This is a genomic window from Paractinoplanes rishiriensis (assembly GCF_016862375.1).
Taxonomy (GTDB): Bacteria; Actinomycetota; Actinomycetes; order Mycobacteriales; family Micromonosporaceae; genus Actinoplanes; species Actinoplanes rishiriensis.
In genome coordinates this window covers 38445-61736 of record NZ_BOMV01000007.1, presented here as the reverse complement: position 1 = coordinate 61736, position 23292 = coordinate 38445, and the positions used below count along the sequence as shown (strand labels likewise).

Genomic DNA, 23292 nt, shown 5'->3' with positions numbered 1-23292 from the left:
CGCACACTGCGCGCATGCGGCGTGGGCGCCGCGAATGTCGATACACATTCATTCTGTCGTTTATCAGTTCGCAGTGCAAATTGCCCGCACTGCATGTCGCAATTCTGTCCCTCGCGGACGCTCGCGGCGGGGCGTGGAGATCGCTCGTTGACACATACTTTTCAGTCCGGTCATCATCCTGTAACGTGTCGTGGGAGCGCTCCCATCAACCCCGTCCCCGCGGGATCCCCCCTCAAGGAGCTTCGCAATGAGACGTGCCCTCCGTGGTCTCATGGCCGCCGGTCTCCTCGCCGGCGCCGCGGTCGCCGCCCTGTCTGTCGCCGGCCCCGCGGCGGCAGACGCGGAGATCTGCGAGCAATACGGCACCACCACGATCGGCGGCCGTTACGTCGTGCAGAACAATCGCTGGGGCACCACCGCCCAGCAGTGCATCAACGTGACCGACTCCGGGTTCTCGATCACCCGGCAGGACGGCGTCGGCAACACCAGCGGCGCCCCCGTCTCGTACCCCTCGGTCTTCGTCGGCTGCCACTACACGAACTGCTCGCCGGGCACCAACCTGCCGATGCAGGTGAGCCGGATCAGCAGCGCGAGCAGCACGATCAACTACCAGTACGTGTCCGGGGCCACCTACAACGCCTCGTACGACATCTGGCTGGACCCGACGCCGCGGACCAACGGCGTCAACCAGCAGGAGATCATGATCTGGTTCAACCGCCAGGGCAACATCCAGCCGATCGGCTCGCCGGTGGGCACCGCCACGGTCGCCGGCCGGACCTGGGAGGTCTGGCAGGGCAGCAACGGCGCCAACGGCGTCGTCTCATACCTGGCGCCCTCGGCGATCACCAGCTGGACCTTCAGCGTGCTGGACTTCATCAACGACGTGCGCAACCGCGGCGTGATCACCAACTCCTGGTACCTGACCAGCATCCAGGCCGGCTTCGAGCCCTGGATCGGCGGCGCCGGGCTGGGCGTCAGCGGCTTCGCGGCCTCGGTGAACACCGGTGGCGTCGCCACCACGGCACCCACCACGCCGCCGGCCACCACGCCCACCACGTCGCCGACCACCCCGCCGCCGTCGGGCTCGGCCGCCTGCCGGGTCTCGTACGCCACCAACGTCTGGAGCGGCGGCTTCACCGCCAACGTGACCGTGACGAACTCCGGCGGCAGCGCGGTCAACGGCTGGACGCTCGGCTTCACGCTGCCGTCCGGGCAGTCGCTGAGCAGCACCTGGAACGCGAACGTCACCGGCACCAGTGGCGCGGTGACCGCCCGCAACCTGACCTGGAACGGCAGCCTCGCCCCCGGCGGAACGGCGTCCTTCGGATTCCAGGGGTCGTATTCGGGGAGCTTCACGGCCCCGTCCGCGTTCACGCTGAATGGATCGACCTGCACCAAAGCCTGACCCTAGGCAGGCTCCATAGTCCCGAGCCGCCTCGTCGCCGATTCTCCGGTGCCGGGGCGGTTCGTCCAATTATTAGGTCGGTCGCTCGACAAGGCGGAGAGCGGCCGGTGCGTGGGCCGGTACCACGGGTGCGTGCGGGGCTATCGGATCGATCGGGTGATATTCGGCACCCAGTGGAGGACGTCGATCGGTTTCGCCCTTGTTAGGCCAGCGGGAGATCGCGCGTTCGGCCATCGCGGTGATGGTGAGTGACGGGTTTACGCCCAGATTCGCGGGAACGGCGGAGCCGTCGACCACATGCAATCCGGCGTAGCCGTATACGCGGTGATAGCCGTCGACCACGCCGGTGGCCGCTGAATCACCGATCGTGGCGCCGCCGAGAATGTGCGCGGTCATCGGAATGTCGAAGATGTCACCCACCGTGCCGCCCGGGAAACCGCCGATCTTCTCGGCGATCCGGCGCACCGCTTCGTGTCCCTGCGGAATCCATGTCGGATTCGGCTCGCCGTGTCCCGGTCCGGTGGTGAGGCGGCCACGTTTCGTGCGCCGGACGGTCAAGGAATTGTCCAGCGTCTGCATCACCAGCGCGATGATGGTGCGTTCGCTCCAGCGCCGCACCGACAGAGAACGGGCCAGCACGTACGGGTGGCGCAGCGCCTGGCCGAGGAACTTCAGCGGCCGGGGCAGCCGGCCGCCGCCGTCCACCAGCAGGGTGGCCATCAGGCCCATGGCGTTGCTGCCCGGCCCGTACCGCACCGGCTCGATGTGGGTCTGGCCGTCCGGGTGGAACGACGAGGTGATCGCCACGCCGGTCGAGTAGGGACGCTCGGGCACCGCGCCGGTCTGCGCGCCGAGCAGCGCCTCCGAGTTGGTCCGGGTCAGCGAGCCGAGCCGGGCCGAGATCGCCGGCAGCACCCCGGTGTCCCGCATCGCGTGCAGCAGGCGCTGGGTGCCGAGCGCGCCGGCCGCCAGGATCACCTGGTCGGCGGTGAACCGGCGGCCGCGGGTCTCGACGACCCAGCCGGCGCCGTCCGGTCGCAGCGCGGTCACCTCGGTGTCCGGGTGCACCGTGGCGCCGGCCCGTTCGGCCAGGTAGAGGTAGTTGACGTCGAGGCGGTTCTTGGCGCCGACCTTGCAGCCGATCATGCAGTTGCCGCACTCGACGCAGCCGGTGCGGTCCGGTCCGGCCCCGCCGAAGTACGGGTCGGGCGCGGTGACCCCGGGCTTGCCGAAGTAGACACCCACCGGCGTGCGGCGGAAGGTGCCGCCCACCCCCATGTCCTCGGCCACCTGCTTGATGACCTCGTCGGACGGCGTCATGCTGGGCTGCTCGGTCACCCCGAGCATCCGGGACGCCTGGTCGTAGAACGGCGCGAGTTCGCCGGCCCAGTCGGTGATACCCGACCAGTGCGCGTCCGCGAAGAACGTGGCCGGCGGCCGGTAGAGGGTGTTCGCGTACACCAGCGAGCCGCCGCCGACCCCGGCGGCCGACAGCACCACGATGTCCTTGAGCAGCGTGATCCGCTGGATGCCGCGCAGGCCGATCTTCGGCGCCCAGAGGAAGTTGCGCAGGTCCCACGAGGTCTTGGGGAGCATCTCGGGGGTGTACCGCCGGCCCGCCTCGAGCACGCCGACCCGGTAGCCCTTCTCGGCGAGCCGCAGGGCGCTGACGCTTCCGCCGAAGCCGCTGCCCACGATTACGACGTCGTAGTCCGCCACCCGACTACCTTTGCATTACCGACGGGTAACCACCAGGGGTCTGATTTCTCAGTTCAGTCACCGTTAGGCCGCTCGAAGTCCACCGGCACACGCTGTGGCCATGACCGACAAGCACCGACTCCTGACCGGCAGCGGCGCCGCGCTGATCGGATCGTTCCTGCTCAGTGTGGCCGGCGGGCTGGCGCCTACCTGTTCGCCGGCCCGGCCCTCGGCCGCCTCGGCCGGACCGGGCTGGCGCTCTACTTCGTGGCCGGCGCGGTCGCGGGTCCAGGGCGGGCTGATGGTCGAGGGCTTCGTGCTGCCGGCCGTCGCCCGCGACCCGGCGGCCCGGCACCCACCCGGAACTCCTTCCCGCAGCTGGTTGCAGCTTCAACCTACATCTGGGGGCTGAGCAGGACCTTGATGTGGGTGCCCGAGGCCGCGTCGGCGAAGGCGTCGGCGGCGGAGGTGAGCGGGTGCACGGCGGTGGCCATCGCGCTCACGTCGACCGCCCCGGAGGTGAGCAGGTCGATGGCGCCGGCGAAATCCTCGGGGAGGTAGGTGGCGCTGCCCTGGATCCGCAGCTGGCTGTCCTGGATCAGCGGCAGCGGCACGGTGACCTCGGCCGGCGGGACGCCCACCACGACCACCGTGCCGCCCTTGTCGGCCAGGTGCAGCGCCTGCGTGGTGGTGGACTGCTCGGCCACGCAGTCGAAGACCACGTCGGCGCTCTCGCCCAGCGCGGCGCGGCACTGCTCGACCGCGTCGGCCGCGGTGGCGTCGACCACCGCGTCGGGGCCGAACTTCGCGGCCCGCTCGCGGCTGCGCTCGGAACGCGCGGTCAGCACCACCCGGGCGGCGCCCTGCGCCCGGGCGACCTGGAGGGTGAGCAGGCCGATCGTGCCGGCGCCGAGGATCGCCACGGCACGGCCGGCCAGCCCGCCGGCAAGCCGGGCGGCGTGCACCGGTGTGCCGAGCGGTTCGATGAACGCGGCGGCCGGCCAGTCGAGCGCGTCGGGAATGACGTGCAGGCGGCGCTCGTCGATGGTGAACCACTCGGCCATGCCGCCCTGGTCGTGTGCACAGCCGAAGAAGCGCAGCCGCTCGCACAGATTTTGCCGGCCGGCCCGGCACTGCTTGCAGTCCCAGCAGGGCAGGAACGGTTCGAGCGTGACCCGCTGGCCGGCCTCGACCGAGCGCACGCCGGCGCCGACGGCTTCGACCGTTCCGCTCACCTCGTGGCCGGGCGGATAGGGCAGCGTGATGAACGGGTGCCGGCCCTGCAGCGCGTGCACGTCGGACCCGCAGATGCCCGCCAACGCCGTCCGCACCAGCACCTCGCGCGGACCGGCGACCGGCACCGGTGCCTCGGTCACCTCGACGCCGGACGGGGTGACCAGCACCCGCCTCACGGCAGGAAGCCCAACCGTCGTGCCGTCACGATCGTCTCCATCCGGCCGTGCGTGCCCAGCTTGCGCATCGCGTTGCGCAGGTAACTTTTCACCGTCTCGGGCAGCAGGCCCAGCCGCCGCGCCGCCTCGGCGTTGCCGCAGCCCACCGCGACCATGGCGAGCACGTCCAGCTCGCGCGGCGAGAGCGGGTTGCCCGCGGCCCGGCCCGGGTGGCGGGCGGTCAGCCGGCCGGCGATCCGTTCGAGGCGCTCGCGCAGGCCGGGGTCGGTGGTCTCGGCGGCGAGGGTGCGCAGGTCGGCATGGGCGAGACGGACCTCCTCCCACTCCCGGGCGGTGCTCTCCGGCGGGGTGCGCGCGGCCGCGGTCTCCAGCGCGGCCATCCGGCGCGCCACCTCACGGCGTACGGTCATCTCCGTCCCCACGCCCAGCGCGACGCGGGCGATGGCATCGAGTGCCCGCGCGCCCACCGCGAGCGGCTCCCGGGTGCCGGCATAGAGCACCGCCAGCACCGAACCGCCGGTGGCCACCGGCACGGCCGCGATCGCGCGCAGGCCCTCGGCGGTGACCGGAGCGTCGTACTCGTGACTGATCCGCGGGTCGGCCGCGTAGTCCTCGACCCGGCCGGGCCGGCCGGTGCTCACCACCCGGCCACCCAGCCCGTTGCCGGCGCACACCACGAGGCCGTGCAACGCCGGGGTGGCGGTGCCGGCGAAGTCGCTGAGCCGCATGTGCCGCCCGTCGGCCGCCACCACGCCGCCGAACGCGACCGGGAGGCCGGTGACCCGGCGGATCCGGCCGAGCGCGGCGGGCAGGCCGGCTGTTTCGAGCACGTTCTCAGCATGTCACGGCCCGCCGGGGCCGGCCTCACCCCCGAACAGGGGTGGCGCGGTCGTCGCGGACGGGCCCATGCTGCGGAAATGGTGTCCTATGCGTCCGGTACCTCCGCGCTGCCCCTGCTCGGCGACACGATCGGGGCAAATCTGGAACGCACCGTGGCCCGGTTCGGCGACCGGGAGGCGCTGGTCGACGTCGCGGCGGGCCGGCGGTGGACGTACGCCACCCTGAACGCCGACGTGAATCGCCTGGCCGCGGGCCTGATCGAGCGCGGGATCGGCACCGGGGACCGGGTCGGGATCTGGGCGCCGAACTGCGCGGAATGGGTGATCACGCAGTATGCGACGGCAAAGATCGGCGCGATCCTGGTGAACGTCAATCCGGCCTACCGGACGCACGAGCTCGAGTACGTGGTGCAGCAGTCCGGGCTCAAGTTCCTGATCAGCGCGGTGTCGTTCAAGAGCAGCGACTACCGGGCGATGATCGAGTCGATCGGGTTCGGGGCGGTGGCCTACATCGGCGAGGACGATTTGTTCCTCTCAGGCGACAAATCGGAAATGTCCGGCGGGAGGATGGGCGCGGGGGGCGTGGGCGGCGCGGAGGGCGTGGGCGGCGTGGGCGCCGACGGCCTCGGGCTGGCCTTCGACGACCCGATCAACATCCAGTACACCTCGGGCACCACCGGCTTTCCCAAGGGCGCCACCCTCTCGCACCACAACATCCTGAACAACGGCTACTTCGTCGGCGAACTGCTCGGCTACACCGACCAGGACCGGATCTGCCTGCCGGTGCCGCTCTACCACTGCTTCGGCATGGTGATGGGCAACCTGGCGGCCACCTCGCACGGCGCCTGCATCATCCTGCCGTCGCCCGGCTTCGACCCGGCCGCCACGCTGGCCGCCGTCCAGAGCGAAAAAGCCACTTCGCTGTACGGCGTGCCGACCATGTTCATCGCCGAACTGGGCCTGCCGGACTTCGGCGACTACGACCTGTCCAGCCTGCGCACCGGCATCATGGCCGGCTCGCCGTGCCCGGTCGAGGTGATGAAGCGGGTGGTGGCCGAGATGAACATGGCCGAGGTCGCGATCTGCTACGGGATGACCGAGACGTCGCCGGTGTCCACCATGACCCGCGCCGACGACACCCTGGCCCGGCGCACCGAGACCGTGGGCCGGGTGATGCCGCACCTGGAGTCCAAGGTCATCGACCCGGGCACCGGCCGGGTGCTGGGCCACGGCGAGCCGGGCGAGTTGTGTACCCGCGGCTACTCGGTCATGCTCGGCTACTGGGACCAGCCGGACGCCACCGCCGAGGCGATCGATGCGGCCCGCTGGATGCACACCGGCGACCTGGCCACCATGGACCCGGACGGCTACGTGAACATCGTCGGCCGCATCAAGGACCTGGTGATCCGCGGCGGCGAGAACGTCTACCCCCGCGAGGTCGAGGAGTTCCTGCACCGCCACCCCGACATAGCCGACGTCCAGGTCATCGGCGTCCCCGACGCCCGCTACGGCGAGGAACTGATGGCCTGGATCGTCCTGCGCCCAGGCGCCACCCCGCTCAGCGCCGACGACGTGCGAGCCTTCTGCACCGGCAAGCTGAGCCACTTCAAGATCCCGCGGTACGTCCACGTCGTAGACGGCTTCCCGATGACGGTCACCGGCAAGGTCCGCAAGGTGGAAATGCGCGAACGCGCCGCGGAGATCCTCAGCTCGCGAGCACCCGGGCGATCTTGATGGTGCTGCCGGAACTGCCGGCGGCCGGGTAGGCGACGCTGCCGTCGGAGTAGGACTTGAAGGCCTGGTAGGCGTGGTCCTTGGCGGCGATGGTGAAGGACTTGCCCACTGTGGAGCCGGTGCCGGCGTCGTAGACCTGTGCCTTCATCGACGAGCCGGACTGCCAGGCCAGCAGCATCTTGCCGGTGCCGTAGCGGACCAGGTGCGGGTGCTGGGACGAGGACGCTGTGGTGACCGTCTTTTTCGCCGCCGAGCTGCCGGAGAAGTTGGACAGGCGCACCTTGCCGCCCTGGCTCCACGCCGTCCAGTAGCCGGAGCTCTTGGCCAGCACCAGGTCGCCGCCGAACAGCGTGCCGTCGCAGGTGCTCGCGGCGACCGTGCGGTACGGGCTGGGCTGCGCGATCCGGCAGTTGTTGTCGGTGGCGCACACCATGGTGAACTTCTTGGCCTTGGGATCCCACACTATCCGGGACGTCCAGGCGTGACTGCAGCCGACCTCGAAGCTGTTCTTGCCGCTCACCAGCTTGCCGGACTTGCTCACCACCTGCATCCGGTCGCCCTGGTGGATGTCCACGCAGTTGCCGTTCCGGACCGTGATGGCCACCCCGAAGTAGGCCGCGTAGTTGCTGCCGTCGTACGCCAGCCGGCCGTGGTGCTGGTACCACCAGACGAAGCGGGCGCCGTCGTCGTAGCCGGCCCGGCTGCTGCTCAGGTTGGTGACCTGGCGCTCCCAGACCAGCTTGCCGGAGTTGTCGAACCGGACCATGTGCATGGTGTTGCACGGGCTGGACGAGCCGCCGCACAGCGGTCCGTCGCCGCAGTTGCCCTTGCGGGTCAGCAGCAGCACGCCGCCGTTCGCGTCGGCCGCCACGTCCTGCAGGTCGATGCCGGTGAACGAGGTGGGCTTGCCGACCAGCTTGTCGTCGCAGCCGAGCTTGCCCAGGTAGACCTTGCCGTTGGTGCCGAGCCAGGCCAGCCAGGAGCCGCCGTTCGGGGTGGCGGCGATGGCCATCGGCAACGCCTCGGTGTCGCCCTCGCCGCCGTACCCCTTGACCGAGGTGCCGACGTTGACCTGGGTCACCTTGGTGGCCGGCGCGTTGCCCACCGTACGGCCGCATGGACCGGAAGGCGCCGCGGCCTTGGCGGACGCAGATGCCGAGGCGGACGCCGAGGGCGCCGCCGAGCCGGACGGAACCGCGGCGGCCGACGCTCCCGGGGCGGACGTGGCACCGCCGGACAGGGCACCGGCGGAGGACGAGGTCGGCGCGGAGCTGGCGCCGAACAGTCCGAGGCCACCGGCACCGGCCGGCATCGAGGCGACGGCGATGCCGGTGGCGGCGAGCACACCCGCCACCACACCGATCAGGATGAGCCGGCGGACCTTGGGATCGGCTCGGTGGCTGGCTGGTTCTCCGGACGGGTCAGTCACGGGCGGAAACATTACTGGGAACGCTCCCACGGGAGAAGCGCCAACCTGCAGGAAAGCCTTTACCCAGCCTTAAGCTTCAGCGGCGGTAGATGGTGATCGAGTGCCCGACCTGATCGATCGGTGTGCTCGACTCGACCAGCTGCTTCAGCCGGCCGGTTGCCAGGGCCACCCGGGAGTTCGAGACCACCAGCAGCCCGCGCACCTGGTCGGCCGGGACGCTGTACGGGTTCTGGCTCCGGATGCCGTAGTAGCCCGGCGCCCCGCTGCCCTTGTAGACCAGCCACACGGTCTGTCCTGGATAGTGTTGGCGCAGGTGGGAGCCGAGCCGCGCGAGATCCTGGCCCCAGTCCACGTTGGCGTCGTGCAGGTTGTGGTGGGTGTTCGCGGTGCCGCCGAACGCCTCGTTCGAGTACGGCAGGTAGTAGGGAAACGTGCGCAACGAGCTAACCGCCACGAACGCCACCAGCACCGCCGTCGCCACCCGCGCCCACCGCCATTTGAGCAGCGCCACGGTCCCGGCCACGATCGCCAGGAAGATCGGCAGGAAGATCACGTACCGGGTTCCGTAGTTGCGCGAACCGAGCATCGCCACCACCGTCAGCACGCCGGCGGGCAGCAGCAGATAGAGCGCGACCGGCCGCAGCGCCGGCTTGGCCAGCACGGTGATCGTGCCGGCCAGCCACAGCGCCAGCATCCCGAGCGGCGTCTTGATCAGCACCGCGACCGGCAGGTAGTACCAGGGCGAGCCGCGGTAGGCCTCGCCGAGCAGGAAGCCGTTCCAGTTGCGCGCCTCGAACCGGAACTGCATCAGCATGCCGTCCTGGTACGCCTGCGGCATCGGCATCAGGTCGACGGCGAGTTCGCGCAGGCCGCCCGGGTGCACGAGGTTGGCCGGCGGGGTCCAGGTCAGCCGCGGGTCGACCGCCAGATAGGTCAGCCACACCACGGCCACCGCGAGGCTGCCCATGCCGGCCGCCCACAGCAGTCGCCGGCCGGCGCGCTTCCCGATCTTCGCCGGGCCGATGGCGCGCAGCTTGGCCGGCGTCGGCAGACCTCGAGGCAACAAGATCAAAAAAAGCAGGAGGGGTACGGCGACCAGCGCGCTCATCCGGGTGGCGATCGCGGCTCCCATGGCCAGCGCCGCCAGCGGCAGGTAGAGCTTGGCCGGCCAGCCGACCTTGAACGGGGTGGCCGCGGCCCCGGTGGCGCGCGCCCGCCAGGCCATCCAGAACGCGATCAGCATCATGCCGGTGGCCGGCACGTCGAGCGTCGCGAGCGAGCCGTGCGCGATCACGTCGGGGGAGAAGGCGTACAGCGCCAGCGCGATGAGCCCGGCCCACGGCCCCGCCAGGTCTCGCGCGAAGAACAACACCACCAGCCCGAACAGCAGGGTCAGCAGGATGATCGGCAACCGGGCCAGGAGCATCAGCTGGAACGGGTTGTTGTTGCTCTCGTAGAGCAGGTGCCGGCCGAGGCGGGTCTGGTTTCCCACGTACGCGGGATCCGGCGTGGCGTCGTCGAAGGCCAGGCCGGCCGCCATGATCAGCTTGCCGAGCGGCGGATGTTCGGCGTTGTACCGCAGGCTGTGCTGGTCGGTGAGCACCTTGGCGGTGGCCACGTAGACCGGCTCGTCGATGGTTGGCGACTGCTGCACCGCGGTGGTCACCATGGCGAAGGCCATCTGTCCCAGTAACGCCACCACCACGGTCAGATAGAGCAGGCGTCTCTTCGGCACCGCGCAAACTTAGCCGGTGAACTCGCCGGCCGGCCGGGTGTCCGGGTCGGCGTGCTTCTCGCGTTCGGCGTCCCGCAGCTCGACCCGGCGGATCTTGCCGGAGATGGTCTTCGGGAGCTCGGCGAACTCGAGCCGGCGGATGCGGGCGTACGGCGGCATGTGCTCCCGGCAGTGGGCGAAGATCGCCGCCGCCGTGGTCTCGTCGGCGGCCCAGCCCTCGGCCAGCACGACGTATGCCTTCGGCACCGCGAGCCGCAACTCGTCCGGCGACGGCACCACGGCCGCCTCCACCACGGCCTCGTGCTCGATCAGCACGCTCTCCAGCTCGAACGGCGAGATCCGGTAGTCGGACGCCTTGAACACGTCGTCGGTGCGCCCCACGTAGGTGATGTAGCCGTCCGCGTCCCGGCTGGCCACGTCCCCGGTGTGGTAGTAGCCGCCGGCCATCCGCTCCGCGGTCAGCTCGTCGTCGCCGTGGTAGCCGACCATCAGCCCGGTGGGCCGCGGGTCGAGCGCCACACAGATCTCGCCCTCCTCGGCCTCCGCGCCGGTGTTCGGGTCGATCAGCGCGATCCGGTAGCCCGGCACCGGCCGGCCCATCGAGCCCGGCTTGACCGGCTGACCGGGCGTGTTGGCGATCTGCACGGTCGTCTCGGTCTGCCCGAACCCGTCCCGGACAGTCACCCCCCACGCCTTCTCCACCTGGTCGATCACCTCGGGGTTGAGCGGCTCGCCGGCACCCACCACCAGCCGCGGCGGCGTCGGCAGCGCGGACAGGTCGGCCTGGATCAGCATCCGCCACACGGTCGGCGGCGCACAGAAGCTGGTCACCCCGCAGCGCTGCATCTCGGCCAGCAGTCGCGCCGGGTCAAACCGCGTGTAGTTGTAGATGAAGACGCAGGCCTGCGCGTTCCACGGCGCGAAGACGTTGCTCCAGGCGTGCTTGGCCCACCCCGGCGAGGAGATGTTGAGGTGTACGTCGCCCGGCCGCAGCCCGATCCAGTACATCGTCGAGAGGTGCCCGACGGGGTACGACTGGTGGGTGTGCTCGACGAGCTTGGGGCGGGCGGTCGTGCCGGAGGTGAAGTAGAGCAGAAGCGTGTCGGTCGCCCGGGTGATTCTGCCCGCGCCTGCCGTGCCCTCCGCGCCGCCCGTGCCCTCCGCGCCGCCCGTGCCCTCCGCGCCGCCACCTCGAAGTTCGCCGCCGGCTCCCTGGACAAATCCGTCATCTCCGGAATAGGCATCGCGGAGGAGGAGCCAGCCCTCGATCGGGGCGCCCACCGCGATCTTTGTGGCGTCGACCGTGTCGAACTTGGCCGCCCAGGCCGCGCCGGCGATCACATGCTTGGCGCCGCCGCGGGACACCCGGCCGGCCGCGTCCGCCGCACCGAGCAGCGGGGTGGCCGGGATCAGCACGGCGCCCAGCTTCATCACGGCCAGGATGGTGTCCCACAACTCGACCTGGTTGCCGAGCATCACCACGATCCGGTCGCCGCGCCGCACCCCGTTCGCGCGCAGCCAGTTCGCCACCCGGCTGGACCGGCTCGCCATCGCGGCGTACGAGAAACGCTCCTCGGTCCCGTCCTCCTCGACGATCCAGAGAGCCGGCTCCTCGTTGCCCTCGGCGATCACGTCGAACCAGTCCAGCGCCCAGTTGAACTCGTCAAGTTCCGGCCAGGCGAACCCGGCCGTGGCCGCCGCGTAGTCCTCGGCGTGGGCCAGCAGGAAGTCGCGCGCCGCCCGGAATGCCGCCGTACCCGTCGTCATCCTGCCAGCGTCCGCCCGGCACCGGCGGGACGCCACCCCCGGACGGGGGTGGGTGTCAGATCGCTACGGTGCGTACCGCCGTGAACCCGCGCTCGATGCAGCCCGTGACGCCGGCCATCTCCAACGCACCGTCACCGGCCAGGTCGGCACCCAGGCTCGCGCGGCTGGCCGCGTAGTCCGGCCGGGCATAGACGGTGGCGCAGGCGTCGGCCGGCAGGGTGAGCCGGCATCTGTGCAACCGGCCGCTGGCCTCGGTCGCCGCGGCCAGATTCGGGTAGACCTCGAAGTGCAGGTGCGGCCACCGGTCGGCGGCCGCGCCCGGGAAGATGCTGCGGAACTGAACCCACCCGTTGTCGTTGCTGGCCTGCACGCCGCGCAGATAGTTCTCGGCGGCCAGCCCCGGCGAGTACAGCGAGTAGTTGCCGTCTCGGTCGCTCTGCCACAGGTAGACGGCGTATCCCGCGACCGGCTTGCCGGAGTTCGCGCTCACCAGCCGCAGCCGCACCGTCAGCGGCACGCCCCGGGCGACGCCGTGCGAGGTGCCGAAGCTGCGCCGGATGTCGTCCCGGACCAGACCGGAGCGCATCAGCCGGGTGGCCAGGGCCGCGGCCAGCTCGGGCCGGCCCCGGGTGACACCGGCCAGCGCGGCGACAGCGGTGCCGCCGGTCAGCGGGGCGGTGCCGCCGGTCGGCGCGACCGTCGCGGTGCCGGCCAATGCGGCCGTCGCGGTGCCGGCCAGCGCAGCCGTCGCGGTGCCGGCCAATGCGGCCGTCGCGGTGCCGGCCAGCGCGGCGACCGTGGTGCCGCCGGCCAGGCCGGTCATCCGGCGCCGGCGGACCAGCGGGAAGTCGTGGGCCAGTCCGCCGTCGTGCCGGGTCGCGAGCTCGGTCATGCCCCTCAGCAAACCCGCGGCGGGTTGCGGTGACGGCCAGGAACGGGATCAGAACGGGTGTTTCGCCCCCGGCCGGGCGCGTTCCGCCTCGACCGCCGCCAGCCGGGCCGGGAACTGCTGCGCCTGCTGGAAGAACTTCAGCACCAGCCACGCCTCGAACAGCAGCAGCAGCGCGCCGGCACCGACCGTGAACGGGATGATCAGCCCGGTCAGCGGTGCCAGGATGAAGACGGTCATCTCGTATTCGATCCCGCTGAACAGGTGGGTGCGGATGCGGCGGTTCTTCAGGTACGCACCGACCTGGCGCTTCGCCGAGGTGGCCGCCTCCTCGGTCGCCGGCTCGGCGTCGTCCTCGTCGGCCGGGCCGCGCGCCTCGTCCAGCCGCTCCCGCATCTCGGCGCGGACCTTGGCCATCTGCGCGCCGTTCAGATAGCGGAACAGGTCCAGGAAGATCACCACGGACAGCAGCCACAGGAAGACGTCCCGGCCGGTGTGCAGGTACTGGCCGCCGAACAGGGCCACCGAGCAGACGAACACCCGCAGCCGGTCGAAGACGAAGTCGAACCAGGCCCCGAAGATCGTCCCGGTGCCGTTCAACCGGGCGATCTTGCCGTCCATGCAGTCGACCACGAAGCTCGCGTGGAACAGCAGCGCGCCGGCCACCAGCCACCACCGGCCCTGCACCAGGAAGCAGGCGGCCGCGCCCAGGCCCAGCGCGGTGGCCACCAGGGTGAGCACGTTCGGCGTGATCCGCCGATATGGAGCGACCAGTTTGACCAGTCTGGCGGCGAGCGGGTCGACGAGCAGGACAGTCCACCATGCATCGCGCGGCTTGTACGTGCGTTCGCGAATCTCAGCCAGGGTCACGGTCACGCGGTACAACTCTAGTGAAGATCGCTATGAAAATGCTGTACGCCCGTTACGTAAGTAATGATTACCAATCGGACGACGCGTAGTAATGTCCGTCCCATGGGTGGAGATCGATCTTCGGCGCTCGAAGATCCCCCCGCCGTGCACTACGACGACGAGGAACTCCCGGCCCGCAAACTGACCGGCCGGGTCGGTCTCGGCGTGTCGATCGTGGCCTTCCTGGTCGCCGTACTCGTGCTCTGGCAGGTGTTCCGCCCGCTGGCCAAGGGCAGTCAGTACTACCTGATCGTGTTCCTGGCCGGCACCCTCCCGCTGGTCTTCCTCGCGTACCGCTCCCGGCTCTCCAAGCGCGGCGGCGACCGCCCCACCGTGCCGGACTGGCTCCTGACCGGCGTGGCCCTGGTCGCGTGCCTCTACCCGCTCGCGCCGGTGCGCGGCGGCTACGACGGCTTCCTCAACCGGCAGGGCCTGCTCGAACCGGTCGACGTGCTGTTCGGCGCCCTGCTGCTGGTGGTCGTCGTGGAGGCATGCCGGCGCACCACCGGGCTTGCGCTGCCGATCGTCTGTCTCGCTTTTCTGGCGTACGGGTACTACGGCGGACTGTTGCCGCAGGACTGGCCGATCGCCCACGCCGGACTCGACTTCGCGCAGATCATCGACGCCCTCTACAACTCGGCGAGCGGCTTCTACGGCACCCCGCTGGACGTCGCGGCCAGCTACATCGTGCTGTTCACGATCTACGGCGCGGTGCTCGACCTGTCCGGCGCGAGCCGCTTCTTCGTCGACCTGTCGGTGGCCGCCTTCCGCAAGTCCCGCAGCGCCGCCGGCCGCACCGCGGTAGCGGCCGGCTTCCTGCTCGGCACGGTCTCCGGCTCCGGCACGGCCACCACAGTCAGCGTCGGCGCGGTCACCTGGCCGATGCTGCGGCGAGCCGGCTACCCCGCGGAGCAGGCCGGCGGCATGCTGGCCGCGGCCGGTGTCGGTGCCATCCTGTCGCCGCCCACGCTGGGTGCCGCCGCGTTCATCGTGGCGGAGTACCTCGAGGTCTCCTACCTCACGGTGCTCGGCTGGGCCATGATCCCCACCCTCCTCTACTACCTCGGCATCCTGCTGGCGGTCGAGATCGACGTCCGCCGTTTCCGGGTCCGCGGCCTGGTCGTCGACGCCGCGAGCCCCTGGCGCCTACTGGCCCGGTTCGGCTACCACTTCTCCTCCCTGATCCTGATCGTGGTCCTGCTGGCGCTGGATGTGAGCGCCACGCGCGCGGTCGTGTACGCCACCCTGGTCGCGTTCCTGCTGTCCTTCCTGGACCGGCAGGCCCGGCTCACCCCGCAGCGCCTGTTCCTGGCGCTGTCCGCCGGGGTCCGCGGCGTGCTGCCGGTGGTCGCGGTGTGCGCCGCGGCCGGCATCATCACCGCCACCACGACCAAGACCGGTCTCGGCGCCCAACTGGCCTCGCTGCTGGTCTCCGGCGCCCAGGCGGTCACCTCCAACCCGACCGCGGTGCTCGCCCTCACCGTGGTCCTGGCCGCCGTCGCGCTGGCCATCCTGGGCCTGGCCGTCCCGGTCACGGCGAGCTTCATCATCGGCTGGGTCATCATCGGCCCGGCCCTGATCGTCCTCGGCGTCCCCGAGCCGGCGGCGGCCATGTTCGTCTTCTACTACTCGGTGCTGTCCGAGGTGACCCCGCCGACGGCCCTGGCCGCGGTCGGGGCGAGCGCCATCACCGGCGGCCGCACCGTGCCGACCATGTGGCAGGCGCTGAAGTACGCGCTGCCCGCCTTCCTGGTGCCCATCGCGTTCGTCCTGACGTCGAGCGGCTCCTTCCTGCTGGCACGCGGTTCGGTGCTGGAGGTGGTCTGGGCCACCGGGGTCGCGGTGCTGGCGGTGGCCGGCCTCGCGGTGGCCACCGGCGGTTATGTGCTCGGCATCGGCCCGGCGAACACCCCGAGCCGGGTGCTGGCCGCGGTGGCCGGCCTGCTCCTCCTCTACCTCGAGCCGACCACGATCGCGATCGGCGTCGCCACACTGGCGGCAGCCGTCCTGCTTGCCGCCGTCAACCGCCACCGGTCCGGACCAACCCCAGCCGAGCCCTCAGTCTCGCCCACCCAGGCAGCCGCCCCCGGGTTATCCACAGAGGCCCCTTCATCCACAGCCTCCGCGCGGGGCGACGACCCGCCGGCCGAACCGGCGGGCGGCGAACCCACGCGGCCTGCACCACCCCCGGCGCCTTCCCCATCGACGGAATCCGCGCCCTGATCCGCACCTCCCTCGCCTTCGTCACAAGCGCCGGCGGGACCACAACCGCATAAAGGCCCGCCCTGCGGCGACCGGCAGGGCGGATTCGATCCCCGAAACAGCACCACAGTGGCCGGTCTCCGGACCGGCCGGCACGGCCGACCGCCCCACCCGGGACGGCCGGAACCGATGAACAGCCCTCCCGTGCCCGGCGGGCGGGCCGGACCACATACCGAAGGAACGGGGATGACATGAGACGGATGGCAATCGCCGCGGCCACCCTCGTACTCGCCGGGGGCGCGCTCAGCGCCTGCGGCGGCCGGCAGGACGCCGCCTCCACCGACGCCGGTGGGGCCGTCACCTGCGAGGTCACGACCAACACCCGGGTGGGCATCGCCACCGGGAACGCCACCGGCGTCTACTTTGCGCTCGGCAACGCGTACGCCGAGCAGATCAACACCGCTGGCGGCCGGCTCCGGGCGACCGCGGCCGAAACGGGCGCCTCGGTGCAGAACATCCAGCAGGTGGTCGCCGGCACATACGCCGTCGCCTTCTCGCTGGCCGACACCGCGGCCGATGCGATCAACGGCACCGGCAGCTTCACCAGCAAGCAGCCGGTTACCGCGCTGGCCCGCATCCACACCAACTACACGCAGGTCATCGTGCGCAAGGCGGCCGGCATCAAGGACGTCGCCGGCATGAAGGGCAAGCGGGTCTCGACCGGCTCGCCCAAGTCCGGCACCGAGGTCATCGCCAACCGGGTGCTGACCGCGGCGGGCCTCGACCCGGCCAAGGACATCAGCGCCCAGAAGCTCGACCTCACCAAGACCGTGGACGGGATGAAGGACGGCTCGATCGACGCCTTCTTCTGGTCCGGCGGCCTGCCCACCCCCGGCGTCACCGACCTGCTGACCACCAGCGGCGACAGCGTCGAGTTCCTGGACATCACGAAGGTGCTCCCGGATCTGCAGAAGATCAACCCGGTTTACGAGGCCGGCACGATCCCCGCGGCGACCTACAAGACCCCCGCCGACGTACCGACCGTCATCGTGCCCAACGTCCTGCTGGTGAAGGACGACCTGGACCCGAACGTGGCCTGCTCGTTGACCCGCCTCCTGTTCGACCGCAAGTCGCAACTGGAGCAGGCGAACGCGGCGGCCAAGGAGATCACCCTGGACCAGGCCCGCAAGACCGACCCGGTCCCGCTGCACCGCGGCGCGGTCGAGGCTCTCGACGACCTCGGCGCGCCCCAGTAGCTCACCCGGCCGGGCCGACGGGCGCGCTGCTGCGTCCCTCGGCCCGGCCACTGAGCTCGGCGTCCAGCGTCTCCTGAGCGACCTTCATGGATTCGGCATAACGCGGCTCCTGCAGGCGCCGCCAAACTTCGTTTTCCGGTACGTCTTCGACGTGGCTCACCACCCACCAGATGTTGCCGAACGGGTCCCGGACCCGCCCGCCCCGCTGCCCGAACGCATTGTCGTCGAGCCCGGTGACCACCGTCGCGCCGGCCGCGACCGCCCGCCCGAACGCCGCATCGGCATCCGCCACGAACACCCGCAGCAGGCTGGGCATGGCCGGCCACTCGGGCCGCCGGTCGAACGCCAGCACCACGGTGTCGCCCACCCGGATCTCGGCGTGCCCGATCAGCCCGTCCTCGGTAGGCACCCGACCGGTCTCCACCCCCTCGAACGCCGCCGTGATGAAGTCGAGCAACGCCCCGGTGTCGTCGGTGACCACCCACGGCGCCACGGTCGTGTATCCCTCAGGTGTACTCATGGTTCCTCCCTCTCCTGGCGACGGTAGCGTCGATTGCGGTCACCCCGTGACCTATAAAAGGATTGCCACCGCGCCCATTGTCCTCTAACGTTTAACGAGCCCGCAGAGAGCGTCGCAGGAAAGGGGAGCAAGATGATGTGGCAGGCCGCCATGAAGTTGTGCTCCCCGGGAGTGAGTTGGCGAAACGGCTGATGCCGTAAGGTTTCCGCCGCCGCCCTCCCACGCCGGGACGGGCGGCTTCTTCGTCTTCGGCCACCCGCGGGCGTAGCTCAACCGGTAGAGCAACGGCCTCCAAAACCGTGTGTTGCGGGTTCAATTCCTGCCGCCCGTGCGTGCCTTTTATTCGACAATTCATAAGCAAATAATGGGGGAGGGCCGGCGGTTTTCCGCGGGCCGGCTGCGGCGGGTGAGACGACCGCCGGGCTCGCTGGCCGGGACTACTTGCGCTACCCGGCCAACGCGGTGTGCCGCCGTCCCTCCCCAGCCCGTCAAGGGCGAAAGCGAGGGCGTCCACGCACGCAGTACGCGCCGCTAGCTCAACGGTAGAGCAGCTGCCTCTTAAGCAGCGGGTTCAGGGTTCGAGTCCCTGGCGGCGTACTCGCAGGGCGGAGCAGTTCGGAGTGCTCGCGGGCCTCATGAGCCCGAGATCGTGGGTTCAAATCCCACCCCTGCCACCAACCCCGCTACGGTATGCCCCCATGGGAGCGATCAAGCCGTTGCACCTGGCCCTCTGTCTGCTGCTGACGCTGGCCGTCACCGGCATCCTCGCCGCCGTCATCGTCCGGGCGGTCCGGAAGCGCTGACGCCGGCCCGAGCTCGGCGATTTCGTAGCCGTCCGGGTAGGTCGCGGTGGTGATGACGCCACCCTCGAACAGCCCGGTCCTCCGCGGCCGGCCCAGATGCCGCAGCCACCGGGCGCGGGCCCGGAGCGCGGCGTGCAGCCCGGCCCGCACCCGCCACGGCGGCCGCGCAACCTTGGCCGCGGCCCGGAACCGGTCGTCGTAGACCGCCCCGATCAGCGCGTCGGTGAGCAACGGCAGCCGCTTGCGCAGGTGCATGCGGGTGGCGCGTTCGATCGCCGCCGCGTTGTCGTCCGGCACCAGCCTCCGGTCGTACGCCTCGAACCAGCTGTGCAGGTCGTCCGCGCTCTCCGGGATGCCGGTGATGTGCATCCGGCGGCCCAGTTCGCGAAAGAACCGGTATGTCGCCTCCCGCTCGTGGCAGCACGGCTGCCGCCAGCCGTACCGGTCCAGCCAGCGCAGCGGGATGACCACGGCGCACGCGAGCACGTACAGGTACTCGTCGCCCGGCACGTCCCGGTACGGCCGGTGGATCTGGTTGACCCGGCGCAGCGCCGCCCGGCCGCGCGGGTGGTCGAACCCGTTAAGCACGATCTCGTACATCAAAATGCCGGTGTCGTCGATGCGCTTGCGGGTGCGCTCGGTCAGCTCGCCGGTGCCCACCAGCAGCGCGGCCACCGGCGGCATCGCGAACGACCGGTTGAACGCCAGGTTGATCCCGAACCGCAGGTCCCACGGGAACTCGAACCGCAGCATGGTCTGGTAGATCGCCAGGTAGTCGCGGGCCGGGTCCAGAGCCTGGATGCGGCGCAGCGTGGCGTAGCGGTCTCTCACGTGGTCACATTCAACCAACCCCCGTCGATGTAGAACGTGGACCCGACCGTGTAGGCGGCCCGGGGCGAGCACAGGAAGACGAACAGGTCGGCGACCTCCTCGGGAGTGGCGAACCGCCCGATCGGCGCGTTGTCCTCGGCGATCTTCTGGAGGTACTGCTCCCAGGTCTGGCCGGTGCCCTCGGTGAGCAGCTTCGCGGTCTTGACCCAGTCGCCGGTCATGACCAGACCGGGGTTCACCGTGTTGACCCGGATGTTGTCCCCGATCAGCTCGTTGGCCAGGCACTTCGAGAACATCACGAGGGCCGCCTTGGTCACGTTGTAGATCGGCTCGTAGCCCAGCGGCTGGGTCGCGCAGATCGACGCGTTGTGCAGGATCACCCCGCCGCCGCGCGCCTTCATGCCGGGCGCCAGCGCGCGGGCCAGCCGGACCGCCGCCATCACGTGCAGGTCCCAGTAGTGCTGCCAGCGTTCGTCGGGGGCGGTGAGGATCTTCTCCTCGCTGCCCGTACCGGCGTTGTTGATCAGCAGGTCGGCGCCGCCGAACTCCCCGGTGACCGCCTCGGCCAGCCGCGCGGCCCCGTCCGGCGTGGCCAGGTCGGCGGCGACCGGCAGGACCCGCACGGCGGTGATCTCGGCCGCCACCGCCTGTAGCCGGTCCGGGTCGCGCCCGGCCAGCGCCAGGTGCACGCCCTCGGCCGCGAGACCGTGCGCGACCGCCCGGCCGATCCCGGCGCTGCCACCGGTGACGACCGCGACCTTGCCGGCGAGTTGAAGATCCATGGCACACCTCCGTCAGAAGTCCTCCTCCTAGGGTCGCCGCAACTCGGCACCCACGTCGTGCAGGTGCCGCAACGCCTGCACGTACGACTCGGTCAGGCTGGTCATCTCGTACGGCACCCCGATCTCGGCGCAGTACGCCTGCACGATCGGCTGCGCCCGGCGCAGGTTCGGTGTCGGCATCGCCGGGAACAGGTGGTGCTCGATCTGGTAGTTGAGCCCGCCCAGCGCCGCGTCGACGAGCCGGCCGCCGCGAACGTTGCGCGAGGTCAGCACCTGCTTGCGGAGGAAGTCCTCGGTGCCGTCCGGGTGCGGCATGCCCTTGTGGTTGGGGGCGAAGGTCAGGCCCAGGTAGACCCCGAACAGCGCCTGGTGCAGCACCAGGAAGGCGAGCGCCTGGAGCGGGCTGAGCACCAGCAGCAGCGCCGCGGCGTAACCGATCAGGTGGACCGCGAGCAGGGCGCCCTCGAGGCCGGGGCGCTTGACCGTGCCGTCGCGCAGCGCCCGGATGCTGTCCCGCTTCAGCGAGATGCCCAGCAGGGTGAGCAGCGGAAAGAAGAAGTACGCCTGGTAGCGGATCAGGAACCCGCGGCCGCGGGCGGCCTCCCGGGTCCAGACCAGCACCCCCGGCCCGACGTCCGGGTCCAGATCGTCATGGTTCGGGTTGGCGTGGTGCTTGGTGTGCTTGTCCATCCAGTAGCCGTAGGACATGCCGATCGCCAGGTTGCCGGCGATCAGCCCGGCCCGGCTGCTCGGCCGGTTGGTGCGGAACACCTGGCGGTGCGCGAGGTCGTGGGCGACCAGCGCGACCTGGGCGAACACCACCGCCAGGAAGGCGGCCACGGCCAGCGTCCACCAGGACGCGCCGACCAGGAAGAAGGCGGACCAGCCGGCGACCAGCGCCGTGGCCACCAGGCCCAGCCGCACCGCGTAGTAGGCCGGCCGCCGGCGTAGCAGGCCGGCCGCACTGATCCGTCGGTTCAGCTCCGCGAAGTCGCTACCGGCCGCCGCCCGCGGCCGATCTGCCGTTGTCGTCATGGCTGACAAGACAACCGGTTAGGGGCCGCGCGGTCAGGAGTGCCAGGCCTACATCTGAGGTAGGGCTAGCACTACTGCCATCCGGGCGCCGCCGCGTCAGGATGAACCCCATGGAAACGCGAGACTGGATACGCGACGGGCTGCGGGCCATCGCCGGCGGCGTGCTCGCCATCGGCCTCGCGCTCACGAACTTCCTGCTGTTCGTGCTGTTCGTGGTGTCCCTCGTGCTGACCCCGGTGCTGGGTCTCGGGCTCGTCCTGCTGCCGCTGGTCACCAGGCTGATCCGGGCCCGGGCCGCCGCGGCCCGGCACATCGCCGGCTGGTGGGGCGTGCCGATCGCGCGGCCCTACCGCCCGCGTCCCGAGGGCACCCTGCCGGTCGGCCCGGGCGCCTACCGGCAGATCGTCACCGACCCCGCCACCTGGCGCGACTTCGCCTGGCTGCTGCCCGGAGCGCTGGTCGGGGTGGTGCTCGGCGTGGTCTCACTGGCGGTGCCGCTGTACGGGATCGAGGGCATACTCCTGCTCCCGCTGTGGATCTGGCTCGGCACCGGCGATTACGGCTACGGCGCGATCTGGCCGATCGAGAACGTCGGCGACGGCCTGCTCTCCGTGCCGCAGGGTGTGCTGATCCTGACCATCGGCGTGCTGGCGGCGCCGTACCTGCGCCGGGCCGACGCCTGGTTCACCCGGCTGCTGCTGGCGCCCACCCGCAACGCCGAGCTGCGGTCCCGGGTCACCGAGCTGACCGTGACCCGGGCCGACACGGTCGACGCCCAGGCCGCCGAGCTGCGCCGCATCGAGCGCGACCTGCACGACGGGGCCCAGGCCCGGCTGGTCGCGCTCGGCATGACGATCGGCCTGGCCGAGGAGATGGTGCACCGCGACCCGGAGTCGGCGCTCAAGCTGCTGGCCGAGGCCCGGGAGACCAGTTCCACGGCCCTGGTCGAGCTGCGCCACCTGGTCCGCGGCATCCACCCGCCGGTCCTGGCCGAACGCGGGCTGGACGGCGCGGTCCGGGCGCTCGCCCTGCACCTGCGCATCCCGACGAGCGTCGATTCGGAGGTGACCGAGCGGCTGGCCACCCCGGTCGAGTCGGCGGCCTACTTCGCGGTGGCCGAGGCGCTGGCGAACGTGACCCGGCACAGCGGGGCGACCTTCGCTTTCGTCAGCATCCGGCGCGCCGGAGACGTGCTCCACCTCGAGGTCGGGGACGACGGTGCCGGTGGCGCCGACCCGTCCGCCGGCACCGGCCTGCGCGGTATCGAGCGCCGCCTGGCCGCGTTCGATGGCACGATGTCGCTGTCCAGCCCGCCGGGCGGACCGACCATCGTGACCATGGAGCTGCCGTGCGAGTTGTCATCGCCGAGGACCACGCTCTCCTCCGGGACGGACTGACCCGGCTGCTGGAGGCGTTCGACTTCAAGGTGGTAGCCACCGTCGACAACGGTCCGGCCCTGCTCCCGGCCTTGCTGGCCCACCGGCCGGACGTCGCGGTGGTGGACGTGCGGTTGCCGCCGACGTTCACCGACGAGGGCCTCCAGGGCGCCATCGCGGCCCGTGCCGAGGCCCCCGGCCTGCCGGTGCTGGTGCTGTCCCAGCACGTCGAGCCGCTGTACGCCCGGGAGTTGCTGGGCGACCGCAGCGGCGGCGTGGGCTACCTGCTGAAGGATCGCGTGTCCGACGTGACCCAGTTCATCGACGCGGTGCACCAGGTGGCCGGCGGCGGCACGGTGATGGACCCCGAGGTGGTGGCCCGCCTGCTGGACCGCAGCCAGCCGCTGGACGTGCTGACCGTCCGGGAGCGCGAGGTGCTGGGCGAGATGGCCGCGGGCCGGTCGAACGCCGCGATCGCCGGCCGGCTCTACGTCACCGAGAAGGCGGTGAGCAAGCACATCAACAACATCTTCACGAAGCTGGGCCTGCCACCGTCGGACGACGACAACCGCCGGGTGCTGGCCGTTCTCGCCTACCTGAACGCCTGACCGTCCGGTTCTCAGCGACAGATGTCATTCTGTACGTCCCGACGGAAGACCTGGGGAAGACA

19 protein-coding genes and 3 tRNA genes are annotated in these 23292 nt (G+C 70.8%); 10 read left to right on the top strand and 12 right to left on the bottom strand.

The genetic code is table 11. The features are described 5' to 3' along the window. The first annotated feature begins 247 nt into the window (after window positions 1-247). Window positions 248-1405 (top strand): glycoside hydrolase family 12 protein, encoded by a 1158-nt coding sequence (locus tag Ari01nite_RS04125; protein ID WP_203779505.1) that lies wholly within the window; start codon window positions 248-250, stop codon window positions 1403-1405. 72 nt (window positions 1406-1477) lie between these two features. Here the strand turns inward: Ari01nite_RS04125 and Ari01nite_RS04120 are convergent, their stop codons facing one another. Next, window positions 1478-3124 (bottom strand): FAD-dependent oxidoreductase, encoded by a 1647-nt coding sequence (locus Ari01nite_RS04120; RefSeq protein ID WP_203779503.1) that lies wholly within the window; start codon window positions 3122-3124, stop codon window positions 1478-1480. 100 nt (window positions 3125-3224) lie between these two features. Between Ari01nite_RS04120 and Ari01nite_RS04115 the strand changes: the two genes are divergently transcribed. Beyond that, window positions 3225-3515 (top strand): hypothetical protein, encoded by a 291-nt coding sequence (locus tag Ari01nite_RS04115; RefSeq protein WP_203779501.1) that lies wholly within the window; start codon window positions 3225-3227, stop codon window positions 3513-3515. Here the strand turns inward: Ari01nite_RS04115 and Ari01nite_RS04110 are convergent. Both Ari01nite_RS04110 and Ari01nite_RS04105 read right to left on the bottom strand, forming a co-directional pair. After that, window positions 3499-4515 (bottom strand): zinc-dependent alcohol dehydrogenase, encoded by a 1017-nt coding sequence (locus Ari01nite_RS04110; RefSeq protein ID WP_203779499.1) that lies wholly within the window; start codon window positions 4513-4515, stop codon window positions 3499-3501. The two genes, Ari01nite_RS04115 and Ari01nite_RS04110, sit on opposite strands and share 17 nt — an antisense overlap. Further along, window positions 4512-5345 (bottom strand): helix-turn-helix transcriptional regulator, encoded by an 834-nt coding sequence (locus Ari01nite_RS04105; protein ID WP_203779497.1) that lies wholly within the window; start codon window positions 5343-5345, stop codon window positions 4512-4514. Before Ari01nite_RS04105 ends, Ari01nite_RS04110 begins: the two co-directional genes overlap by 4 nt. A gap of 87 nt (window positions 5346-5432) precedes the next feature. Here Ari01nite_RS04105 and Ari01nite_RS04100 point away from each other — a divergent pair, with 87 nt between their 5' ends. Continuing rightward, on the top strand, window positions 5433-7088 hold the full coding sequence (locus Ari01nite_RS04100) for an AMP-binding protein (RefSeq protein ID WP_203779495.1): 1656 nt from the start codon (window positions 5433-5435) through the stop codon (window positions 7086-7088). Here the strand turns inward: Ari01nite_RS04100 and Ari01nite_RS04095 are convergent. The 5 genes from Ari01nite_RS04095 to Ari01nite_RS04075 all read right to left on the bottom strand — a co-directional run bounded on the left by Ari01nite_RS04095 (window position 7060) and on the right by Ari01nite_RS04075 (window position 13784). Continuing rightward, window positions 7060-8517 carry a hypothetical protein gene (locus Ari01nite_RS04095; RefSeq protein ID WP_239162463.1) on the bottom strand — a complete coding sequence of 486 codons (1458 nt, stop codon included), beginning with the start codon at window positions 8515-8517 and terminating at the stop codon, window positions 7060-7062. The two genes, Ari01nite_RS04100 and Ari01nite_RS04095, sit on opposite strands and share 29 nt — an antisense overlap. 76 nt (window positions 8518-8593) lie before the next feature. Further along, a complete protein-coding gene (locus Ari01nite_RS04090) occupies window positions 8594-10252 on the bottom strand; it encodes an ArnT family glycosyltransferase (RefSeq protein ID WP_239162462.1) in 1659 nt (552 codons plus the stop codon). 9 nt (window positions 10253-10261) lie between these two features. Next, a complete protein-coding gene (locus Ari01nite_RS04085) occupies window positions 10262-12019 on the bottom strand; it encodes an AMP-binding protein (protein ID WP_203779493.1) in 1758 nt (585 codons plus the stop codon). Window positions 12020-12074: 55 nt separating this feature from the next. Beyond that, window positions 12075-12911, bottom strand: a complete 837-nt coding sequence (locus tag Ari01nite_RS04080; protein ID WP_203779492.1) for a dioxygenase family protein — start codon at window positions 12909-12911, stop codon at window positions 12075-12077. A 48-nt stretch (window positions 12912-12959) separates the two neighbouring features. Beyond that, window positions 12960-13784: a CDP-alcohol phosphatidyltransferase family protein gene (locus tag Ari01nite_RS04075; RefSeq protein WP_203779490.1), complete on the bottom strand. Its 825-nt coding sequence runs from the start codon at window positions 13782-13784 to the stop codon at window positions 12960-12962. A gap of 96 nt (window positions 13785-13880) precedes the next feature. On the opposite strand from Ari01nite_RS04075, the gene Ari01nite_RS04070 reads away from it, so the two are divergent. Further along, complete coding sequence (locus Ari01nite_RS04070) at window positions 13881-16040, top strand: TRAP transporter permease (RefSeq protein ID WP_239162461.1); 2160 nt, start codon at window positions 13881-13883, stop codon at window positions 16038-16040. A gap of 230 nt (window positions 16041-16270) precedes the next feature. Next, entirely contained in the window at window positions 16271-17275 is a 1005-nt protein-coding gene (locus Ari01nite_RS04065; RefSeq protein WP_203779488.1) for a TAXI family TRAP transporter solute-binding subunit, read from the top strand. A 1-nt stretch (window position 17276) separates the two neighbouring features. Here the strand turns inward: Ari01nite_RS04065 and Ari01nite_RS04060 are convergent, their stop codons facing one another. Continuing rightward, window positions 17277-17795 carry a VOC family protein gene (locus Ari01nite_RS04060; RefSeq protein ID WP_203779486.1) on the bottom strand — a complete coding sequence of 173 codons (519 nt, stop codon included), beginning with the start codon at window positions 17793-17795 and terminating at the stop codon, window positions 17277-17279. Between the two features lie 258 nt (window positions 17796-18053). On the opposite strand from Ari01nite_RS04060, the gene Ari01nite_RS04055 reads away from it, so the two are divergent. From Ari01nite_RS04055 to Ari01nite_RS04045, 3 genes are all read left to right on the top strand, one after another. Then, window positions 18054-18126 (top strand) — tRNA-Trp (locus tag Ari01nite_RS04055). A 194-nt stretch (window positions 18127-18320) separates the two neighbouring features. Beyond that, window positions 18321-18392: transfer RNA gene (locus Ari01nite_RS04050), tRNA-Lys, on the top strand. Window positions 18393-18394: 2 nt separating this feature from the next. Beyond that, a tRNA-Met gene (locus Ari01nite_RS04045) sits at window positions 18395-18472 on the top strand. A gap of 6 nt (window positions 18473-18478) precedes the next feature. Here Ari01nite_RS04045 and Ari01nite_RS04040 read toward each other — a convergent pair. From Ari01nite_RS04040 to Ari01nite_RS04030, 3 genes are read right to left on the bottom strand one after another with little or no spacing between them, the layout of a single operon-like run. Then, on the bottom strand, window positions 18479-19429 hold the full coding sequence (locus Ari01nite_RS04040; protein WP_239162460.1) for an oxygenase MpaB family protein: 951 nt from the start codon (window positions 19427-19429) through the stop codon (window positions 18479-18481). Continuing rightward, a complete protein-coding gene (locus Ari01nite_RS04035; RefSeq protein ID WP_203779484.1) occupies window positions 19426-20211 on the bottom strand; it encodes an SDR family NAD(P)-dependent oxidoreductase in 786 nt (261 codons plus the stop codon). The genes Ari01nite_RS04040 and Ari01nite_RS04035 overlap by 4 nt, the downstream gene beginning before the upstream one ends. A gap of 27 nt (window positions 20212-20238) precedes the next feature. Beyond that, a complete protein-coding gene (locus Ari01nite_RS04030) occupies window positions 20239-21246 on the bottom strand; it encodes a fatty acid desaturase family protein (protein ID WP_203779482.1) in 1008 nt (335 codons plus the stop codon). A 110-nt stretch (window positions 21247-21356) separates the two neighbouring features. On the opposite strand from Ari01nite_RS04030, the gene Ari01nite_RS04025 reads away from it, so the two are divergent. Together Ari01nite_RS04025 and Ari01nite_RS04020 are read left to right on the top strand one after the other, a co-directional pair. Then, window positions 21357-22643, top strand: a complete 1287-nt coding sequence (locus tag Ari01nite_RS04025; protein WP_203779480.1) for a sensor histidine kinase — start codon at window positions 21357-21359, stop codon at window positions 22641-22643. Next, window positions 22595-23230, top strand: a complete 636-nt coding sequence (locus tag Ari01nite_RS04020; RefSeq protein ID WP_203779478.1) for a response regulator transcription factor — start codon at window positions 22595-22597, stop codon at window positions 23228-23230. The genes Ari01nite_RS04025 and Ari01nite_RS04020 overlap by 49 nt, the downstream gene beginning before the upstream one ends. The last annotated feature ends 62 nt before the right edge of the window (window positions 23231-23292 follow it).